Here is a 14,840-nt window from a genome sequence, read left to right as displayed (position 1 = left end):
ATGATGGAAGAGCAATTAATACCAATTCAGTGGAAAGATGATGCTTTAGTTTTGTTAGATCAAACGTTATTACCGAATGAAATTGTCTATGAATCATTTAAAACAGCTGAAAGTGTGTGGGATGCCATTCAAGTAATGAAAGTACGAGGTGCACCAGCGATTGGTGTTTCAGCAGCTTATGGAGTGTATTTAGGGGTAAAGGAATTTGCTGAAAGTACGGAAGAAGGATTTATGGATGAAGTAAGAAAGGTATGTACATACTTGGCGACATCAAGACCGACTGCAGTAAATTTATTTTGGGCACTTGAAAGAATGGAAAGTGTAGCGGCAGATAATATTCATTTATCAATCTCACAGTTGAAAGATAGATTACTAGAAGAGGCAAAAGAAATTCATAGAGAAGATGAAGAAATAAACCGTCAAATTGGAGAACATGCATTAACATTATTCCATGATGGAATGGGAGTATTAACACATTGTAATGCTGGTGCGTTAGCGACGACTAAGTATGGTACTGCGACGGCTCCAATGTACTTAGCGAAAGAAAAAGGATGGGACTTAAAAATCTTTTCGGATGAAACACGTCCAAGATTACAAGGGTCAACGTTAACGGCATTAGAACTACAGCGAGCGGGAATTGATGTTACTGTCATTACGGATAATATGGCGGCTATGGTCATGTCACAAGGGAAGATTGACGCTGTAATTGTTGGATGCGACCGTGTGGCAGCGAACGGTGATATAGCAAATAAAATTGGAACATTAGGCGTATCTATTTTAGCGAAATACTACAACATTCCGTTTTATGTAGCAGCGCCAACGCCGACAATCGACTTAAAAACACCGACAGGAAAAGAAATTCCCATCGAGGAAAGAGATGCTTCTGAAGTGATTAATCGCTTCGGACAATATTCTGCTCCGAAAGAAAGTAAAGTATATAATCCAGCATTTGATGTTACTCCACATGAAAATGTAACAGCGATTATTACAGAAAAAGGGATTGTAAAGGCACCGTTTACGGAGAATTTAAAAAAGATATTTCAATAAGTAGATAAATATAAAAGTCAGTCATCATAAGCTTCATACTTAGGGGGATGTATATGTTATTACAAAAAGAAAGAGAAGAAATTGTAGCGTATGGAAAGAAAATGATTTCTAGTGGTTTAACAAAGGGGACGGGTGGTAATATTAGTATCTTTAATCGTGAACAAGGTCTTGTTGCGATTAGCCCAAGTGGTTTAGAGTACTATGAAACAAAGCCTGAAGATGTAGTTATATTAAACCTAGATGGTGAAGTAATAGAAGGAGAGAGAAAACCATCAAGTGAATTAGATATGCACCTTATTTACTATAGGAAGCGTGAAGATATAAATGCGCTTGTGCATACACATTCTCCTTACGCGAAGACGATTGCGTCATTAGGATGGGAGCTTCCGGCTGTGTCATATTTAATTGCTTTTGCAGGTCCGAATGTCCGCTGTGCGCCGTATGAAACATTTGGTACGAAGCAATTAGCGGATGCTGCTTTTGAAGGCATGATTGATCGTCGTGCTGTGCTACTTGCAAATCACGGTTTAATTGCTGGTGCAAATAATATAAAAATGGCATTTACTGTTGCAGAAGAGATTGAGTTTTGTGCTCAAATTTATTATCAAACGAAAAGCATTGGGGAACCAAAGCTATTGCCAGAAGATGAGATGGAGAATTTGGCGAAGAAGTTTGAAGGGTATGGGCAACAGTAGAATGAAATAAAAAACACCCTCAAGAAAAAATCTTGAGGGTGTTTCTTACGCCTTTTTAAGCAATAAATACATAAAGTAAGGAGCACCAATTAAAGCAACGACAATACCAGCTGGAATACCGTTAGGATCGACGATATTACGTCCGATTGTGTCTGCTAATAACAATAGCCATCCGCCGATTAAAAGGGCGATAGGCATGAAAATTTGATGTCTTGGACCTACTAAAGATTTTGCAATATGAGGAGCCATTAGTCCGACAAAACTAATTCCTCCTGTTACGGAAACAGCTGCAGCTGCAAGCGCAACGGCTGCGACTAATAAGTATCTGCGTTCTTTTTCAATTTCAATCCCAACGCCGATTGCGACTGGCTCGTTTAATGCTAGAATGTTTAATCGATTTGCTTTATAGAAAACGAACGGAATTAATACGATTAACCATGGGAGCATTGCTAAAACGAAGACCCAGTCATCTCCCCAAATATTTCCTGCAATCCATTTGGCGATAAAGTCCACTTTCATACGATCAGCGGATGAAATAAGGACAATCATCATTCCAGATAGTGCAAATGAAAAACCAATACCAGTTAATGTTAGTCGGATTGGCTGAAGTCCAGTTGATTTACTATAAGAAAATACATAAATTAGAACAGCTGTCAGAAATGCGCCGATAAATCCAACAACAGGTAGTAAGTAAAGAAATGAACCTACATCTATTGGAAAGTATAAAAAGAAAATAGCAACAGCAACACCGGCTCCAGAGTTGATACCGAGAATACCAGGTTCCGCTAAATCATTTCGGGTAATTCCTTGTAGGATAGCACCTGATAAAGCGAGAGCCATACCAGCTAATAATGTAATAACAATTCTAGGTAGTCGTAAAGAGTATAAAACAAACTCCTCTTTAAAAGTCCCTTGTCCCATTAATGTTGGGAGTAGCCGATCATAAGATAAAGATGCTGAACCAAGTCCCATTCCAACTACAATGGTTGTGATGGTTAGTATTAGTAAAGCGAGTATAATAAGACGTTGTTTTCTTAGAATAGATTGCATCATGAGAATGTTTTTCCTCCTTTACGTACAACGAATAGGAAGAATGGCAGCCCTACAATTGCGACAATAGCGGCAACTGGTGTTTCGTACGGAGCGTTAATAGTACGTCCGACTGTATCTGCAAGTAGCATAAAGGAAGCTCCAGTAATTGCTGACATTGGTATAACAAATCGGTAGTCTGGCCCGACAATTGGACGTACCATATGAGGTACCATTAAGCCGATAAATGCCATATTTCCGACAAGAGCTACAGACGCACCAGCAAGTAATATAATAATGATAAATAGAATGGTTTTAATAACAATAATTTTTTGACCTAGTCCAATAGCAACTTCTTCACTGAAACTAAGAACTGTCAATTTTTTTGCTAGTAAGATAGCGATAAAGATACTAATTGAAATGACTGGAATAATAATTTTTAATTGGCCCCAAGTTGTTCCAATTACGCCCCCAGCAGTCCAAAGTGATACCTCTTGTGAAATTTTGAAGTAAATGCCGACTCCTTCTGAAATTGCGAGTAGAAATGCTGAAACGGCAGCACCGGCTAATACAATTCGAAGAGGGGACAGCCCGCCTTTTTTCACCATACCAATTCCAAATACCATAATCGCACCGATTGCAGCACCGATAAAGCAAGCTAATGTTAAGTAAAGATAGCTGATGGAAGGGTTGAAAGCAAGTGTCAGTGCAAGTGCAGCATTTGCTCCACCAGATAGCCCTAGTAATCCAGGATCTGCAAGCGGATTTCGTGTTAATCCTTGCATAATTGCTCCAGAAACAGCAAGTCCAGCTCCTACAAAAATTGCAGCTACTTCACGTGGTAAACGAATTTCTCGAATAATAGATATTTTGTCCCCTTTAGCAGAGGAAGTGAGCGCTAACCATACATCTTTTATTGAAGTATCGGCAGCCCCTAATACCATTGCCACCATAAAAATAAGAAAGAATGCAATTATGCTCAAAATTAGTTTGTATGTAAAAGCTATAGAACGTGGATTGTCGTGATCTTTTGTCATTCGTTTCACATCTTTTCTGTTCATAGAATAAAGGAAGAGGAATTCTTAATTTAAGAATTCCTCATGTTTGTATTATTTACCAAGAAAGCTCTTCTTGAAGAAGTCTAGTTGGAAATCTAGTGTAAGTGGATCGTTGAAATAGAATTCCATCATGTTTGCTTCGTATACGCGATTATTTTTTACTGCTGGGATGTTTTTATATGATTCTGTCTCCTGGAATGAGTTATCAGTATCTTTGTTTTTACTTACGATTAAGTAATCACCAGCAAACTCAGGTAATACCTCAGTAGATAATGCGTAGTAACCTTCTTTTAATGCTTTTTCTTTTACTTTTTCAGGCATTTTTAATTTCATTTCTTGGTACAGAATTTCTGTTCCACGGCCCCAGTTTTCGCCGTATACATAAAGCTGTTTGTTGAAGTTTTCTACAACAGAAACTGTTGCATCTTCACCGATTTTTGCTTTAATTTCTTTACCAGCGTCTTGTGCACGTTTTTTGAAGTCATCAACCCAAGTTTTTGCTTCTTTTTCTTTGTTTAATAACTTACCGATTTCTAAATGCTGTGTTAAGTAATCAACTTTTCCGTAAGTGTATGTTACAGTAGGAGCGATTTTCTTTAACTTATCAGCATTTTTAATATTTGATAAACCAATGATTAAATCTGGATTTAGTTCAGCGATTTTTTCAACATTTTCATCTGATACTTCAGCAACATCTTTAAGTTTGCTATCAAAACGTGGGTTTTGTTTAGACCATGAATCTACCCCAACAAGATTTACACCTAATGACATTACGTTACCAGCGAATGATGATAATACAACAACGCGTTTTGGATTTGCAGGAACTTCTACTTTACCATTTTCAGATTGGTATGTAATTGTTTCTGATTTGCTACCTTTTGCATCGTCCTTTTTGTCTGTAGAGCTATTGCTACAAGCGCTCATAACAAGAACGAAAAGGACTGTTAGTGAAATAAATAACTTTTTCATCGTCTTTCTCCTTTAACATAGATGATATGTGTATACAATAATTTGTTTAACTGTAATCTTTTTGAAATAGTAGTGGTAATGCAAAATAATTTATTAAAAATCTTGAATATGAGATTTTATAATATAGTAATAACCATAGTAATGAAAGAAGATGTAATCTCAAATTTGCTAATTATTAACAAAATGATAATGATTATCACTATTGATTCTTTAAATAATATAATTTTATATAGGTGTATTGTCAATAGTAATTTTGATTGTAAATTTTGCGGAAACAGGTTATATTTTATTGAGAATGATAATCAATGATTAGTAGCTGAGGAGTGAGCACGAATGAATCGAGAAGAATTGTTTGATGTAACCGTGATAGGCGGAGGACCTGCAGGGCTTTATTCAGCTTTTTATAGTGGACTCAGAGAAATGAAAACGAAAATAATAGAATTTCAACCACATTTAGGTGGAAAAATACATGTGTATCCGGAAAAAATGATTTGGGATGTAGGAGGACTATTACCAGTTACAGGTGATAAGTTAATTGAACAACTTGTACAGCAAGGGTTAACATTTAAGCCAGAAGTTGTATTAGATACAAAAGTGGAATCAATTATTCGTAATCAAGATGGTACTTTTACATTAAAAACAAGTACTGGGGAAGAACACTTTTCAAAAACAGTTATCGTCGCAACAGGAAGTGGTATATTGAAACCGCAAAAGTTATCTATTGAGGGTGCTGAGCGATTTGAAGTATCGAATTTAAATTATACAGTTAAATCTTTAAAGCGTTTCAAAGGTAAAACAGTTATTATTTCCGGTGGAGGCAATTCTGCTGTTGATTGGGCAAATGAATTAGAACCAATTGCGGAAAAAGTGTATTTAACCTATAGAAAAGAAGAATTATCTGGTCATGAAGCACAAGTAAAACAACTTATGAACAGCTCAGCGGAGTGTTTCTTTAATACATCGATTACAAAATTAATTGCTGGTGATAATCATGAAGCAATCGAATATGTAGAATTAACAAATCATGAAACAGGTGAGGTTTCTCATTTACCTATTGATGAAGTTATTATTAATCATGGATATGAACGCGACATTACATTATTAGAAAATAGTGAGTTAGACGTTGCAATTATAGATAATTATTATATTGCAGGTAATGCAAATAGTGAGTCTTCAGTAGATGGATTATATGCTGCTGGAGATATTTTAAAGCACGAAGGGAAACTACATTTAATTGCAGGTGCATTCCAAGATGCTGGAAATGCTGTGAATAAAGCCAAACAATTTATCCAACCAGATGCAAGTGAGTACGGAATGGTTTCTTCTCATAATGAAGTATTTAAGAAGAGAAATCGCGAACTGATTAAGCAGATAATGAAATAATAAGGAACAAGTATACCCCCACGTATTTCTCTATTCAAATGGATGAGAGATGTACGTGGGGGTTTTCCTGTTTACTATATTTTCTATCATTATAATGACACCGGTTTCATCAGTTCGTATGATATGAACTTTTTATTGGTAAAGCATCCTAGAAAACAATTTAGCTATGTTTTGCTTACGCAGAACATGGCTAAATTACGCTGTCCCTTTAGCGCGTTCGTTAGGAAATGGCATATTTAGTATGGAAGCAATATATTGTTTTCCATGCATTCGAGCTAATGATTCTAATATTTGGCGAACACGTTTTGTAAGATGACCTTGTTTTTTGATGGCTTCACAATATGCGTCATAGAAGGCATATTTAGCCCAAAGGAAATCATCTTGTTGGAATAAGAAATGATTTTTGTACCATTCACCAATTGTATGATAACAATTGTTTTCATGTATTGCTGTGCTTTGAGAAAGAAAACGATCAGATAAAGATACATTTAAATGAGAAATTGTGTTTTCTGTTTCAACTTGTAGTGTTTTTTCTAACATTGTAATGATGTGACGAGTAGCCATATGTTAACTCTCCTTTGTGTAAATGGGTAATACCATTCTATATTTAAAAAATTCTTACTATATAATACTATACAATATATGGAATGCATCTACCTGCTTTTTGAACTGCATTTACAAAATCTTTTTTATTTGTTTACAAAAATAAAGTAAAGTAAGATACAGTATAGATGAAAAAATAATAAAGGAATGAACGCATTGTATATAACAGTAGAAGAGACTGCGGAGTATTTGAATTTACCAAAATCGTATATTGAAGAGTTAATTCAGCAAAAGAAAATTCGTGCGCTATTCGATGGAGAGCAATATTTAGTAAATAAAGAACAATTTAATACACATTTAGAACAAATGGAGAAATATAAGCAATTAGTGGAAGAAATATTGAACGAACCAATTCCAGAAGATATGGATGTTAAAGACGAAGATTAAACTATGGAAAATCCCTTATGAAGATATGCAGAAATGTATATTCATAAGGGATTTTTTGTTTGAAGATATCAAAAACATAAGGAGTTCTTAGCCTTTCTTCAAATTTTGATAGGTAGTAGTCTACCATGTTAAAAGCATATTTTTTTCTAGCTAGGACAAACATAGAGAACGTAACCTGTACAGATACATATACTATCAGTGCAAAAGCTTATAAATTAATGGAAGGGGTTTTCTCGTGAGTTTATTTCATTGTGATTTTCTGAAAGACTTAATTGGATCTTTTGTGAGAGTAAACAGGGGTGGTCCAGAATCTCAAAAAGGAACAATAGTCGCTGTATGTTCGGATTACTTTGTATTAAAGAATGAAAAAGGAGAGCTCTATTACTATCAGATTCGTCATCTGAAAAGTATTACAAAAAATGCGAAAGATTGTAAAGCAGATGATTGCAGATGGTTGGAATGTGAATGTGAAGATGACTTTGAAAAGTTACTTCAAAGCTTCAAATATTGCTGGGTGAAAATTAATCGTGGTGGCCCAGAGAAAGTTGAAGGTATTTTACAAGATGTTTCTTGTGAATTTGTGACACTAATTGTAAAAGAAGAAGTTATATTAGTTGCAGTATCTCATATTAAGAGTGTCGCAGTAGCTTGTAGAGAAAGCGAAGAAAGCGACAGTGAAAGCAATAGTGAAAGTGATGATTCGGGTCGAGCTCGCGCACAAAGACAGTCAAGAAGAGGAAGATAATAAGAAAGGAGGATACAAATTTGGAAAGTATATTATGCTGTGAACAAATTAAAGGCTTAGTCGGTGAGACTGTAAAAGTAAATCTTCGTGGACCAGAGAGTCGAGTGGGGGTACTTGTATCGTTAGGAAGAGATTACCTTACATTACAACTTCCTCTTGGTGAATTAGTATATTACCAATTGAAACATGTGAAGAGTCTAGTTAAGAAAGTGAAAGAAAGTAAATGTGGCGATGGCTATGTTTCATGTTTCTGCTCTGATGATGATACTTTCGTCGATGTATTACGTGACTTGAAGTATAAGTGGGTAAAGATTAATCGTGGCGGCCCAGAGTGTGTAGAAGGCCTATTAAGTGAAGTGCATGAAGAATGTATTACGCTAGTAAACGGTGATGAAGTTATTTATATCATTAATTATCATATTAAGAGTGTGAGTCAAGTAGTGAAATGTAAAAAGAATGAAGATGAATAATGTTTAATAAATAAGAGGGGCATTATGAGGGAAAGAGAAGAACAATTTCTTATTTCGATAGTATGAAAAGGAATTACTTACTATTAAGACAGAACATTGCCCTGATTATTTTTTTGAAATGGAAGATAGTAAAGCTGAAATTCATAGGAAGGAGGATATAGATGAATGAGTTAAACAAAAGTATTGGGGAAAATATATATGTTAAATTAATCGGTGAAAAAAGGTTTAAAGGTATATTAATAGACGTAGGAAATGACATTATTGTTCTTTACAATGGACAAGACTATGTATATATATCTTTATATCATGTACAATACTATAAATTTTTAAGAGCACATGACGAAGACATACTAAAACCAGATGTTGATTCTGTAATTAAGAGGGAATCCCCTTCAATTTCTTTGAGAAAAGTATTAAGTACTTCTAAAGGGATTTTTACAGAAGTTTATGTAGCAGGAAATGCTCCAATACATGGTTATGTTACAAGTGTGATGAACGACTATATTGTTTTTTATAGTCCGGTTTATAAAACGGTATATATATCTTTAAAGCATTTAAAATGGTTAATTCCGTATAAAGAAAACCAAGTACCGTATGCCCTCAATAAAAATGAACTCCCCGTAAATCCGTTAAATATTACGTTAGCTAGAACGTTTGAAGAACAGCTTATTAAAATGGCTGGGAAAATTATGGTGTTCGATTTAGGTGAGGAGTCCAATAAAATTGGAAAAATGGCGAAAATTGATGAAGGTCATATTGAAATATCAAAAGCACGTGATGCAAAAATGTATGTGAATATTCAACATGTAAAATCCGTCCATTGTCCGTAGATTAGTTGAAAGGGCTGGCTTTTTCTTTTATCCGGAGAAGAAAAGGTCGAGCCTATTTGTTTTAGTCTAATTTGGATATGAGGGGAAAATGAATTGAATATAAACATATTATAGTGTGATTTTTTAAAAGGTAACTGTGCACTAACTTATAAAAATTGTGTACGAGCTATCTTATTATGTATTCAATTTATTTTTTGAGGAGGAGCTGCTCAACTAATTTATTAAAGGGGTTTTGTTTGTGGAGCAGTTTCCGAATTCGTTATCAATTACATTGCTTGGTAGTGCTGGTGGAGCAGCAAAAGCAGTTTTAGCAATTTTAAATCAAGCGATAGTAAATGAAAAAGATCCAATTTATAAAGTATTAAAGAATGCCAAATTTCATTTGGTGGATATAAAACAAAAAGATAGGACTTATTATGATGAGCTGTTTTCGAATTTGAAAGATCAATTATATTTATATGAAATAAACCTTCAAAATGTAGTGGAATTTAAAAAACATTTAAAAGAAAAAAGAACGAGTGTTGTGATTGATGTTTCAGGGGCAGATACAATTAGAGTATTAAGCTGTTGTAATGAACTAGGAATTTGTTATATTAATTCAGCCTTGGAAAATGAAGCAGTAGATCAGGACGACAGCTTAATCGGCTTTCAGCTTACGGAAAGATATACAAGGTTTGAGAAGGAGAAAGAGAAATTTACAAATACAAAAGCGATTATAGGTTCAGGTATGAATCCAGGTGTTGTTCAATGGATGGTTGTTGAGCTTATGAAGGAACGACCAAATGAAAGGCCAAGAGCATGTTATATTGTAGAACATGACACATCATTTTTGAATGATACGGCACTTATAAAGCCACATACACTTTATGCTTCATGGGCAGTAGAGCGATTTTTAGATGAAGCGATCTGGAGTTATCCGATGTATATGAGTTATCATCGTCCTCTTTACTTTTATGAAGATGTATATGCTTCAGAGTATAAAGTGAAGTTAGGAGAAAAAGAATTATATGGTTGCTTAATGCCACATGAGGAAGTATTAATTTTAGGGAAAAACTTCAATATGGAAGTTGGTTTTCTTTACCGAATTAATGAGTATACAACAAATATAATTAGACAGAACTTAGATCAAGTAGAAGATTTATGGAACTGGAATCGTAAAGTGTTTAATCCAGCGGAAGAAGAGGTTGCTGGAGAGGACTTGGTCGGTGTGTTACTCGTTTATGAAAATAGTGAGACATATATGTATAATGTAATGAATAGTAGCCAAGTTTTTCGTAAATATAAAACGAATGCAACGTATTTTCAGGTAGGGTGCGGAATTTATGCGGGCTTGTCTAGTTTACTTTTAGATCAATTTGAACAAGGTGCTTATTACGTCGAGGAGTTGTTATTAAATACAGAAAGTAAGTACGGTGAGTATTTAAATTTATATATGAAGGATTTTGTAATAGGGCATAATAATTTTACTGATGGATTGTTACATGATAGGGTAAGGTGGATATAAGTTGTTACTAAAAGGAAGGAGAGATCTCCTTCCTTTTAGTATTATAAGTTTAAATATTGCCCTGAAAGCAATTTCATACTTATACTTTAAGGAGATAACAATGAAAGTTTTTTGTATCGATCAAGGGGAGTTTTTATATGAACAAATACAAGAGCTTGATTTATGAAGAAAGAAGAGCCTTAAAGGTATTTATATTATTATTTTATATTATATTCTTTTTATATGACGCTATATATTATTTTGTATATCCTGCTATGAATATTAGTGGAACAGCGGTAGGGTGGCCAGAAGGTAGTCTTGGGATAGGTGTGCCTATATTTGTAATAGCATTATTTCCTATTTCTATATATCTTCAAAAAAGAGGGTATGTATATTCTGTAAAATATTTATTTTTATTTGGATACATGTTTATCAATCTTGTTAATAATTTAATGATTTATTTGCGAACGGATAGACCTTTTGAACATGGTAGTATGGTAGAAATGTTGTTAATTTTATTTGCCCCAGTTTTCGTGAATAGAAAATACTTTTATTTAGTTTCCTTTAGTGTAATTGGAAAGTACGTATTTTTCACATTGCTATTACAAGATTTAAAAGTGATAATTCCACTTGTTTTATGTGTATTTTATTTCATTATTTCACATTCTTTATTAAAACGATTTCAATCTTATGTAAGAACAGTGGTTGAAATGATGAACAATATGAAAGAGACGGAAAATTTAGCTGTGATTGGGACTATGTCTACAACAATTGCCCATGAAATTCGAAATCCATTAACAGCGTTAAAAGGGTTTACGCAAATGCAAAAAGAAAGAAATCCAACTGATACGATGAGCTACGACATTATGCTACAAGAAATTGAAAGGGTTAATGGATTTGTTAGTGAATTGATGTTGTTAGGGAAACCAAAGCCAACAAATTATGAAAGGTGTAATATACGAGACACCCTTCTATATGTTGTGCATCTAATGGAAAGTTATGCAACGCAATATAGAGTTAAATGTCATTTACAAGTAGATGGGAATTTACCGGCTATAAACGGTGATGATAAGCAATTAAAACAAGTGTTATTAAATATCATTAAAAATGGAATAGAATCAATGCCAGAGGGTGGAGAAATTCATATCCGTGCATATCAAAAAACGCAAGGATATTTGTGTATTTCTGTTGAAGACCAAGGATTTGGTATAGAGAATGAGAAGTTAGAAAAAATCGGCAAGGCTTTTTACACAACAAAGGAGAATGGTACAGGACTTGGATTAATGATTACATATAAAATTATTAAGGAACATCAAGGGAGTATCACGATCCAAAGTAGTGTAGGAGTAGGAACGAAAGTAGAAATTTTTCTGCCGACCGTTTAATGTATTTGAGAAAAGATTTTTCAGAAAAGTGTTCTTGTTGTGTAAATATAAACATTTTATAAAATGTTTCAAGAAGGTTTTTTTTTATAAAATACTTCGTTTATAATGAAGGAAAATATCGACATGAGATTGATTGCTCATGTAACGGTTCAGTAGTGTTATGAAAAGATAAGAAGGGGTGCACGCGCATCCTTTTTTCTATGCAGATATTATGAAAGAGGTGGTATGATGGAATTAACATTAAATTCGACTGTATGTTTACACACGATTCAATTTCGAAAAGAGCAAAAGAATTATACTGTAAAAGACACAATTACAGGAGAAAAATATGAAATGCCGCCACTTTGGATTGATGCATTGGCAATGATGCGTGACGGTTTTTTATTGGGGGAAATTGAGGAGAAATTAAAAGAAGAGTATCCATCCGAAGAAGTGAATATGTTAGCATTCACGAAGCAACTGTTAGAACTAGAACTTGTTGAAATGGTAGATGGGGAAGAAATAGCTTGTACAAAGAAGAAAGAGAAGGATTATTTAGCTTGGTTACGTCCTCATGTTGAGCAATTCTTTCTTAATTTAAATAAAAAAAATAGAAGCAAAGGTCAATGATGATCTTTGCTTTTTTGTATAGTTTGTTTAAAAAATTACAGCAAATGCTCTTGCAAAAGCACCGTCGCTATCTTTAATTTTTAAAGGTGCTGCTGAGAAGAAGAAACGTTTCGTGTGAATGGCATCTAAGTTTGTTAAGTTTTCGATTAAATAAATATTATTCCCAAGTAGTATGTGATGAATTGGTGATGTTTCTGTCGTTACCTCATCAGGAGAAATAAAATCTAAACCGACAGATTTTACTTTTAATTGTACTAGTTCCTCGGCTAATTCTTCAGAAAGATAAAAAGCTTCTTTCTCATACGCCTCTGTATTCCATTTAGTAGATAGATTGGAATGGAAAATAACAATATCTCCTTCTTTTATATCGGCATCGTCCAGTACTTCTTTAGGTAGTTTTCGTTCTTGTACATGAGTTACATCAATAAGAACCGCTTCGCCTACAAATTGATTTAGGGGTAATTGATCGATGGTCGTTGCGCCTGAAATAAAATGCGCAGGAGCATCGCAATGCGTGCCAACATGAACGACAGAATGAAAATCTGTAACTTGATAGCCTGATTCTTCAACACTTGTAACAGCTTCTAGTTGTATTTTAGGTGTTCCAGGAAATTGAGACATATTATTTTCAAATGTTTGCGATAAATCAATTACTTTCATTTTACATACCTCCAATATATGTTTTTCAAATAATAAAAAGCTCACCCTTCAATATCAAGAAAGGTGAGCTTTACATGCTAGTTGAGTTTTATCTTCCAAAATGCAATGCATTTTGCAGGAATTAGCACCTATTCAGTTCGTATAAACTGAGGTTGCTGGGCTTCAAAGGGCCGGTCCCTCTGCCTCTCTTGATAAAGAAGTATTTAATTTTGAAATCGGAATTTTCCGATAGTTAAATTGTAATTCATTTCCTTTTTGCGTGCAATACAAAATAGGTATTCACCCAAATAAAGCTACGCGCATATTGTAGCTTATGTAAATACAATGCTGCGAAGGAGTGAGTGCAGTGACAGGAAATGTATTGAATTATTATGCTGGTGGTAATACAGCTAGGGGATTTCATAATTTATATGAAGAGAATTTAAAAGGGTTAGACAGATTATTTATCTTAAAGGGTGGTCCAGGAACGGGGAAATCTTCTTTAATAAAGGCCATCGGTCGTGAATGGGTTGAAAAAGGATATGATATTGAATTTTTACATTGTTCTTCTGACAATAAATCGGTTGATGGTGTAATTATCCCAAAATTAAAAGTAGGAATTGTTGATGGGACATCACCACATGTAATTGAGCCCAAAATGCCAGGAGTTGTTGAAGAGTATATAAATTTAGGAATTGCTTGGGACTCAGATAAATTAAGGAAGCAGAAGTTAGAAATTGAAAGATTTGTTTCAGAAGCAAGTAAAGCTTTTCAGTCTGCTTACGCACGTTTTAAAGAGGCATTGCTTATACATGATGAGTGGGAGAAGATATATATTGATAATATAGATTTTAATAAAGCAAATGAACTAACCGATCAGCTAATCCAGAAATTATTTGCAGATAAAAGCGGGAGAAAATCGCTTGTAAAACATCGTTTTTTAGGAGCTGCTACACCGAAAGGAGCAGTTGATTTTGTTCCTAATTTAACAGAAGGGTTACCACATCGTTATTTTATAAAAGGGCGCCCAGGTTCTGGAAAATCAACGATGCTTAAAAAGTTAGCTAAGGCAGCTGAAGAAAAAGGATTTGAAGTTGAAGTATATCATTGCGGATTTGACCCGAATAGTCTTGATATGGTTATCGTAAGAGAATTAGGCTTTGCAATTTTTGATAGCACCGCACCGCATGAATATTTTCCAAGTCGTGAGGGTGATGAAATTATTGATATGTATGCCCTTATTGTTACGCCAGGGACTGATGAGAAATATGCGAAGGAAATTCGTGATGTTTCCATTCAGTATAAAGCAAAAATGAATGAGGCAATGTCTTTCTTAGCGAAAGCAAAATCGGTTCGTGATAAATTAGAACGAATTTATATTGCTGCTATGGATTTTTCAATAGTAGATGCATATAAAGAGGAGATTCAAAAAGAGTTTGAACGAATTGCTGCTACTGTAATTGAAAAGCAACAATAGAAGTTTTATTAGGCTGTCAGTAATTTCTGAC

Annotated in this window: 16 protein-coding genes and 1 riboswitch; of the genes, 11 read left to right on the top strand and 5 right to left on the bottom strand. The window is 34.3% G+C overall.

Annotated elements, in window-relative coordinates; genetic code table 11:
• Positions 1-1,047, top strand: coding sequence for an S-methyl-5-thioribose-1-phosphate isomerase (gene mtnA / locus QCI79_RS11155; protein WP_021728705.1), 1,047 nt, complete (start codon positions 1-3; stop codon positions 1,045-1,047).
• A 53-nt stretch (positions 1,048-1,100) separates the two neighbouring features.
• Positions 1,101-1,742 carry an L-fuculose-phosphate aldolase gene (locus tag QCI79_RS11150; RefSeq protein WP_000926553.1) on the top strand — a complete coding sequence of 214 codons (642 nt, stop codon included), beginning with the start codon at positions 1,101-1,103 and terminating at the stop codon, positions 1,740-1,742.
• A 45-nt stretch (positions 1,743-1,787) separates the two neighbouring features.
• Here QCI79_RS11150 and QCI79_RS11145 read toward each other — a convergent pair whose 3' ends face one another.
• The 3 genes from QCI79_RS11145 to QCI79_RS11135 are packed head-to-tail and all read right to left on the bottom strand — an operon-like array spanning position 1,788 to position 4,798.
• Complete coding sequence (locus QCI79_RS11145) at positions 1,788-2,795, bottom strand: FecCD family ABC transporter permease (protein ID WP_000983744.1); 1,008 nt, start codon at positions 2,793-2,795, stop codon at positions 1,788-1,790.
• Entirely contained in the window at positions 2,792-3,832 is a 1,041-nt protein-coding gene (locus QCI79_RS11140) for a FecCD family ABC transporter permease (RefSeq protein WP_002100683.1), read from the bottom strand. Before QCI79_RS11140 ends, QCI79_RS11145 begins: the two co-directional genes overlap by 4 nt.
• Before the next feature lie 48 nt (positions 3,833-3,880).
• A complete protein-coding gene (locus QCI79_RS11135) occupies positions 3,881-4,798 on the bottom strand; it encodes an iron-hydroxamate ABC transporter substrate-binding protein (protein ID WP_000732593.1) in 918 nt (305 codons plus the stop codon).
• 333 nt (positions 4,799-5,131) lie between these two features.
• Here QCI79_RS11135 and QCI79_RS11130 point away from each other — a divergent pair, with 333 nt between their 5' ends.
• The gene (locus QCI79_RS11130) at positions 5,132-6,181 is read left to right on the top strand and encodes an NAD(P)/FAD-dependent oxidoreductase (protein ID WP_001078266.1); all 1,050 of its coding nucleotides are present in this window, start codon (positions 5,132-5,134) and stop codon (positions 6,179-6,181) included.
• A gap of 195 nt (positions 6,182-6,376) precedes the next feature.
• On the opposite strand, the gene QCI79_RS11125 is transcribed toward QCI79_RS11130, so the two are convergent.
• Complete coding sequence (locus QCI79_RS11125; RefSeq protein WP_000235475.1) at positions 6,377-6,745, bottom strand: hypothetical protein; 369 nt, start codon at positions 6,743-6,745, stop codon at positions 6,377-6,379.
• 186 nt (positions 6,746-6,931) lie between these two features.
• Between QCI79_RS11125 and QCI79_RS11120 the strand changes: the two genes are divergently transcribed.
• The 7 genes from QCI79_RS11120 to QCI79_RS11090 all read left to right on the top strand — a co-directional run bounded on the left by QCI79_RS11120 (position 6,932) and on the right by QCI79_RS11090 (position 12,693).
• On the top strand, positions 6,932-7,171 hold the full coding sequence (locus QCI79_RS11120) for a helix-turn-helix domain-containing protein (protein WP_001998970.1): 240 nt from the start codon (positions 6,932-6,934) through the stop codon (positions 7,169-7,171).
• Positions 7,172-7,406: 235 nt separating this feature from the next.
• Positions 7,407-7,916, top strand: a complete 510-nt coding sequence (locus tag QCI79_RS11115; RefSeq protein ID WP_000051528.1) for a hypothetical protein — start codon at positions 7,407-7,409, stop codon at positions 7,914-7,916.
• Positions 7,917-7,936: 20 nt separating this feature from the next.
• Positions 7,937-8,386, top strand: a complete 450-nt coding sequence (locus tag QCI79_RS11110; protein WP_000443836.1) for a hypothetical protein — start codon at positions 7,937-7,939, stop codon at positions 8,384-8,386.
• A gap of 161 nt (positions 8,387-8,547) precedes the next feature.
• Positions 8,548-9,216: an LSm family protein gene (locus QCI79_RS11105; RefSeq protein ID WP_001004265.1), complete on the top strand. Its 669-nt coding sequence runs from the start codon at positions 8,548-8,550 to the stop codon at positions 9,214-9,216.
• Positions 9,217-9,454: 238 nt separating this feature from the next.
• On the top strand, positions 9,455-10,720 hold the full coding sequence (locus QCI79_RS11100) for a hypothetical protein (RefSeq protein ID WP_000434753.1): 1,266 nt from the start codon (positions 9,455-9,457) through the stop codon (positions 10,718-10,720).
• Positions 10,721-10,857: 137 nt separating this feature from the next.
• On the top strand, positions 10,858-12,084 hold the full coding sequence (locus tag QCI79_RS11095) for an ATP-binding protein (protein ID WP_001046104.1): 1,227 nt from the start codon (positions 10,858-10,860) through the stop codon (positions 12,082-12,084).
• Between the two features lie 228 nt (positions 12,085-12,312).
• Positions 12,313-12,693, top strand: a complete 381-nt coding sequence (locus QCI79_RS11090) for a hypothetical protein (protein WP_000424119.1) — start codon at positions 12,313-12,315, stop codon at positions 12,691-12,693.
• Positions 12,694-12,720: 27 nt separating this feature from the next.
• Here QCI79_RS11090 and QCI79_RS11085 read toward each other — a convergent pair whose 3' ends face one another.
• Positions 12,721-13,353 (bottom strand): cyclase family protein, encoded by a 633-nt coding sequence (locus QCI79_RS11085; RefSeq protein ID WP_000862985.1) that lies wholly within the window; start codon positions 13,351-13,353, stop codon positions 12,721-12,723.
• Positions 13,354-13,438: 85 nt separating this feature from the next.
• A riboswitch (SAM riboswitch) is annotated at positions 13,439-13,551 on the bottom strand.
• A 148-nt stretch (positions 13,552-13,699) separates the two neighbouring features.
• On the opposite strand from QCI79_RS11085, the gene QCI79_RS11080 reads away from it, so the two are divergent.
• Positions 13,700-14,809, top strand: coding sequence for a PRK06851 family protein (locus tag QCI79_RS11080; protein WP_000147471.1), 1,110 nt, complete (start codon positions 13,700-13,702; stop codon positions 14,807-14,809).
• The last annotated feature ends 31 nt before the right edge of the window (positions 14,810-14,840 follow it).

The organism is Bacillus cereus group sp. MG1, assembly GCF_040460035.1.
Lineage (GTDB): Bacteria > Bacillota > Bacilli > Bacillales > Bacillaceae_G > Bacillus_A > Bacillus_A cereus.
Note: the sequence above shows the minus strand (reverse complement) of the source record. Positions and strands in the feature narration are given on the sequence as shown.

Excerpts from the sequence above, each read along its gene's own strand:
- mtnA (WP_021728705.1), top strand. The coding sequence starts at position 1 with ATGATGGAAGAGCAATTAATACCAATTCAGTGGAAAGATGATGCTTTA.
- QCI79_RS11150 (WP_000926553.1), top strand. The coding sequence starts at position 1,101 with ATGTTATTACAAAAAGAAAGAGAAGAAATTGTAGCGTATGGAAAGAAA.
- QCI79_RS11145 (WP_000983744.1), bottom strand. The coding sequence starts at position 2,795 with ATGATGCAATCTATTCTAAGAAAACAACGTCTTATTATACTCGCTTTA.
- QCI79_RS11140 (WP_002100683.1), bottom strand. The coding sequence starts at position 3,832 with ATGAACAGAAAAGATGTGAAACGAATGACAAAAGATCACGACAATCCA.
- QCI79_RS11135 (WP_000732593.1), bottom strand. The coding sequence starts at position 4,798 with ATGAAAAAGTTATTTATTTCACTAACAGTCCTTTTCGTTCTTGTTATG.
- QCI79_RS11130 (WP_001078266.1), top strand. The coding sequence starts at position 5,132 with ATGAATCGAGAAGAATTGTTTGATGTAACCGTGATAGGCGGAGGACCT.
- QCI79_RS11125 (WP_000235475.1), bottom strand. The coding sequence starts at position 6,745 with ATGGCTACTCGTCACATCATTACAATGTTAGAAAAAACACTACAAGTT.
- QCI79_RS11120 (WP_001998970.1), top strand. The coding sequence starts at position 6,932 with ATGAACGCATTGTATATAACAGTAGAAGAGACTGCGGAGTATTTGAAT.
- QCI79_RS11105 (WP_001004265.1), top strand. The coding sequence starts at position 8,548 with ATGAATGAGTTAAACAAAAGTATTGGGGAAAATATATATGTTAAATTA.
- QCI79_RS11095 (WP_001046104.1), top strand. The coding sequence starts at position 10,858 with ATGAACAAATACAAGAGCTTGATTTATGAAGAAAGAAGAGCCTTAAAG.
- QCI79_RS11090 (WP_000424119.1), top strand. The coding sequence starts at position 12,313 with ATGGAATTAACATTAAATTCGACTGTATGTTTACACACGATTCAATTT.
- QCI79_RS11085 (WP_000862985.1), bottom strand. The coding sequence starts at position 13,353 with ATGAAAGTAATTGATTTATCGCAAACATTTGAAAATAATATGTCTCAA.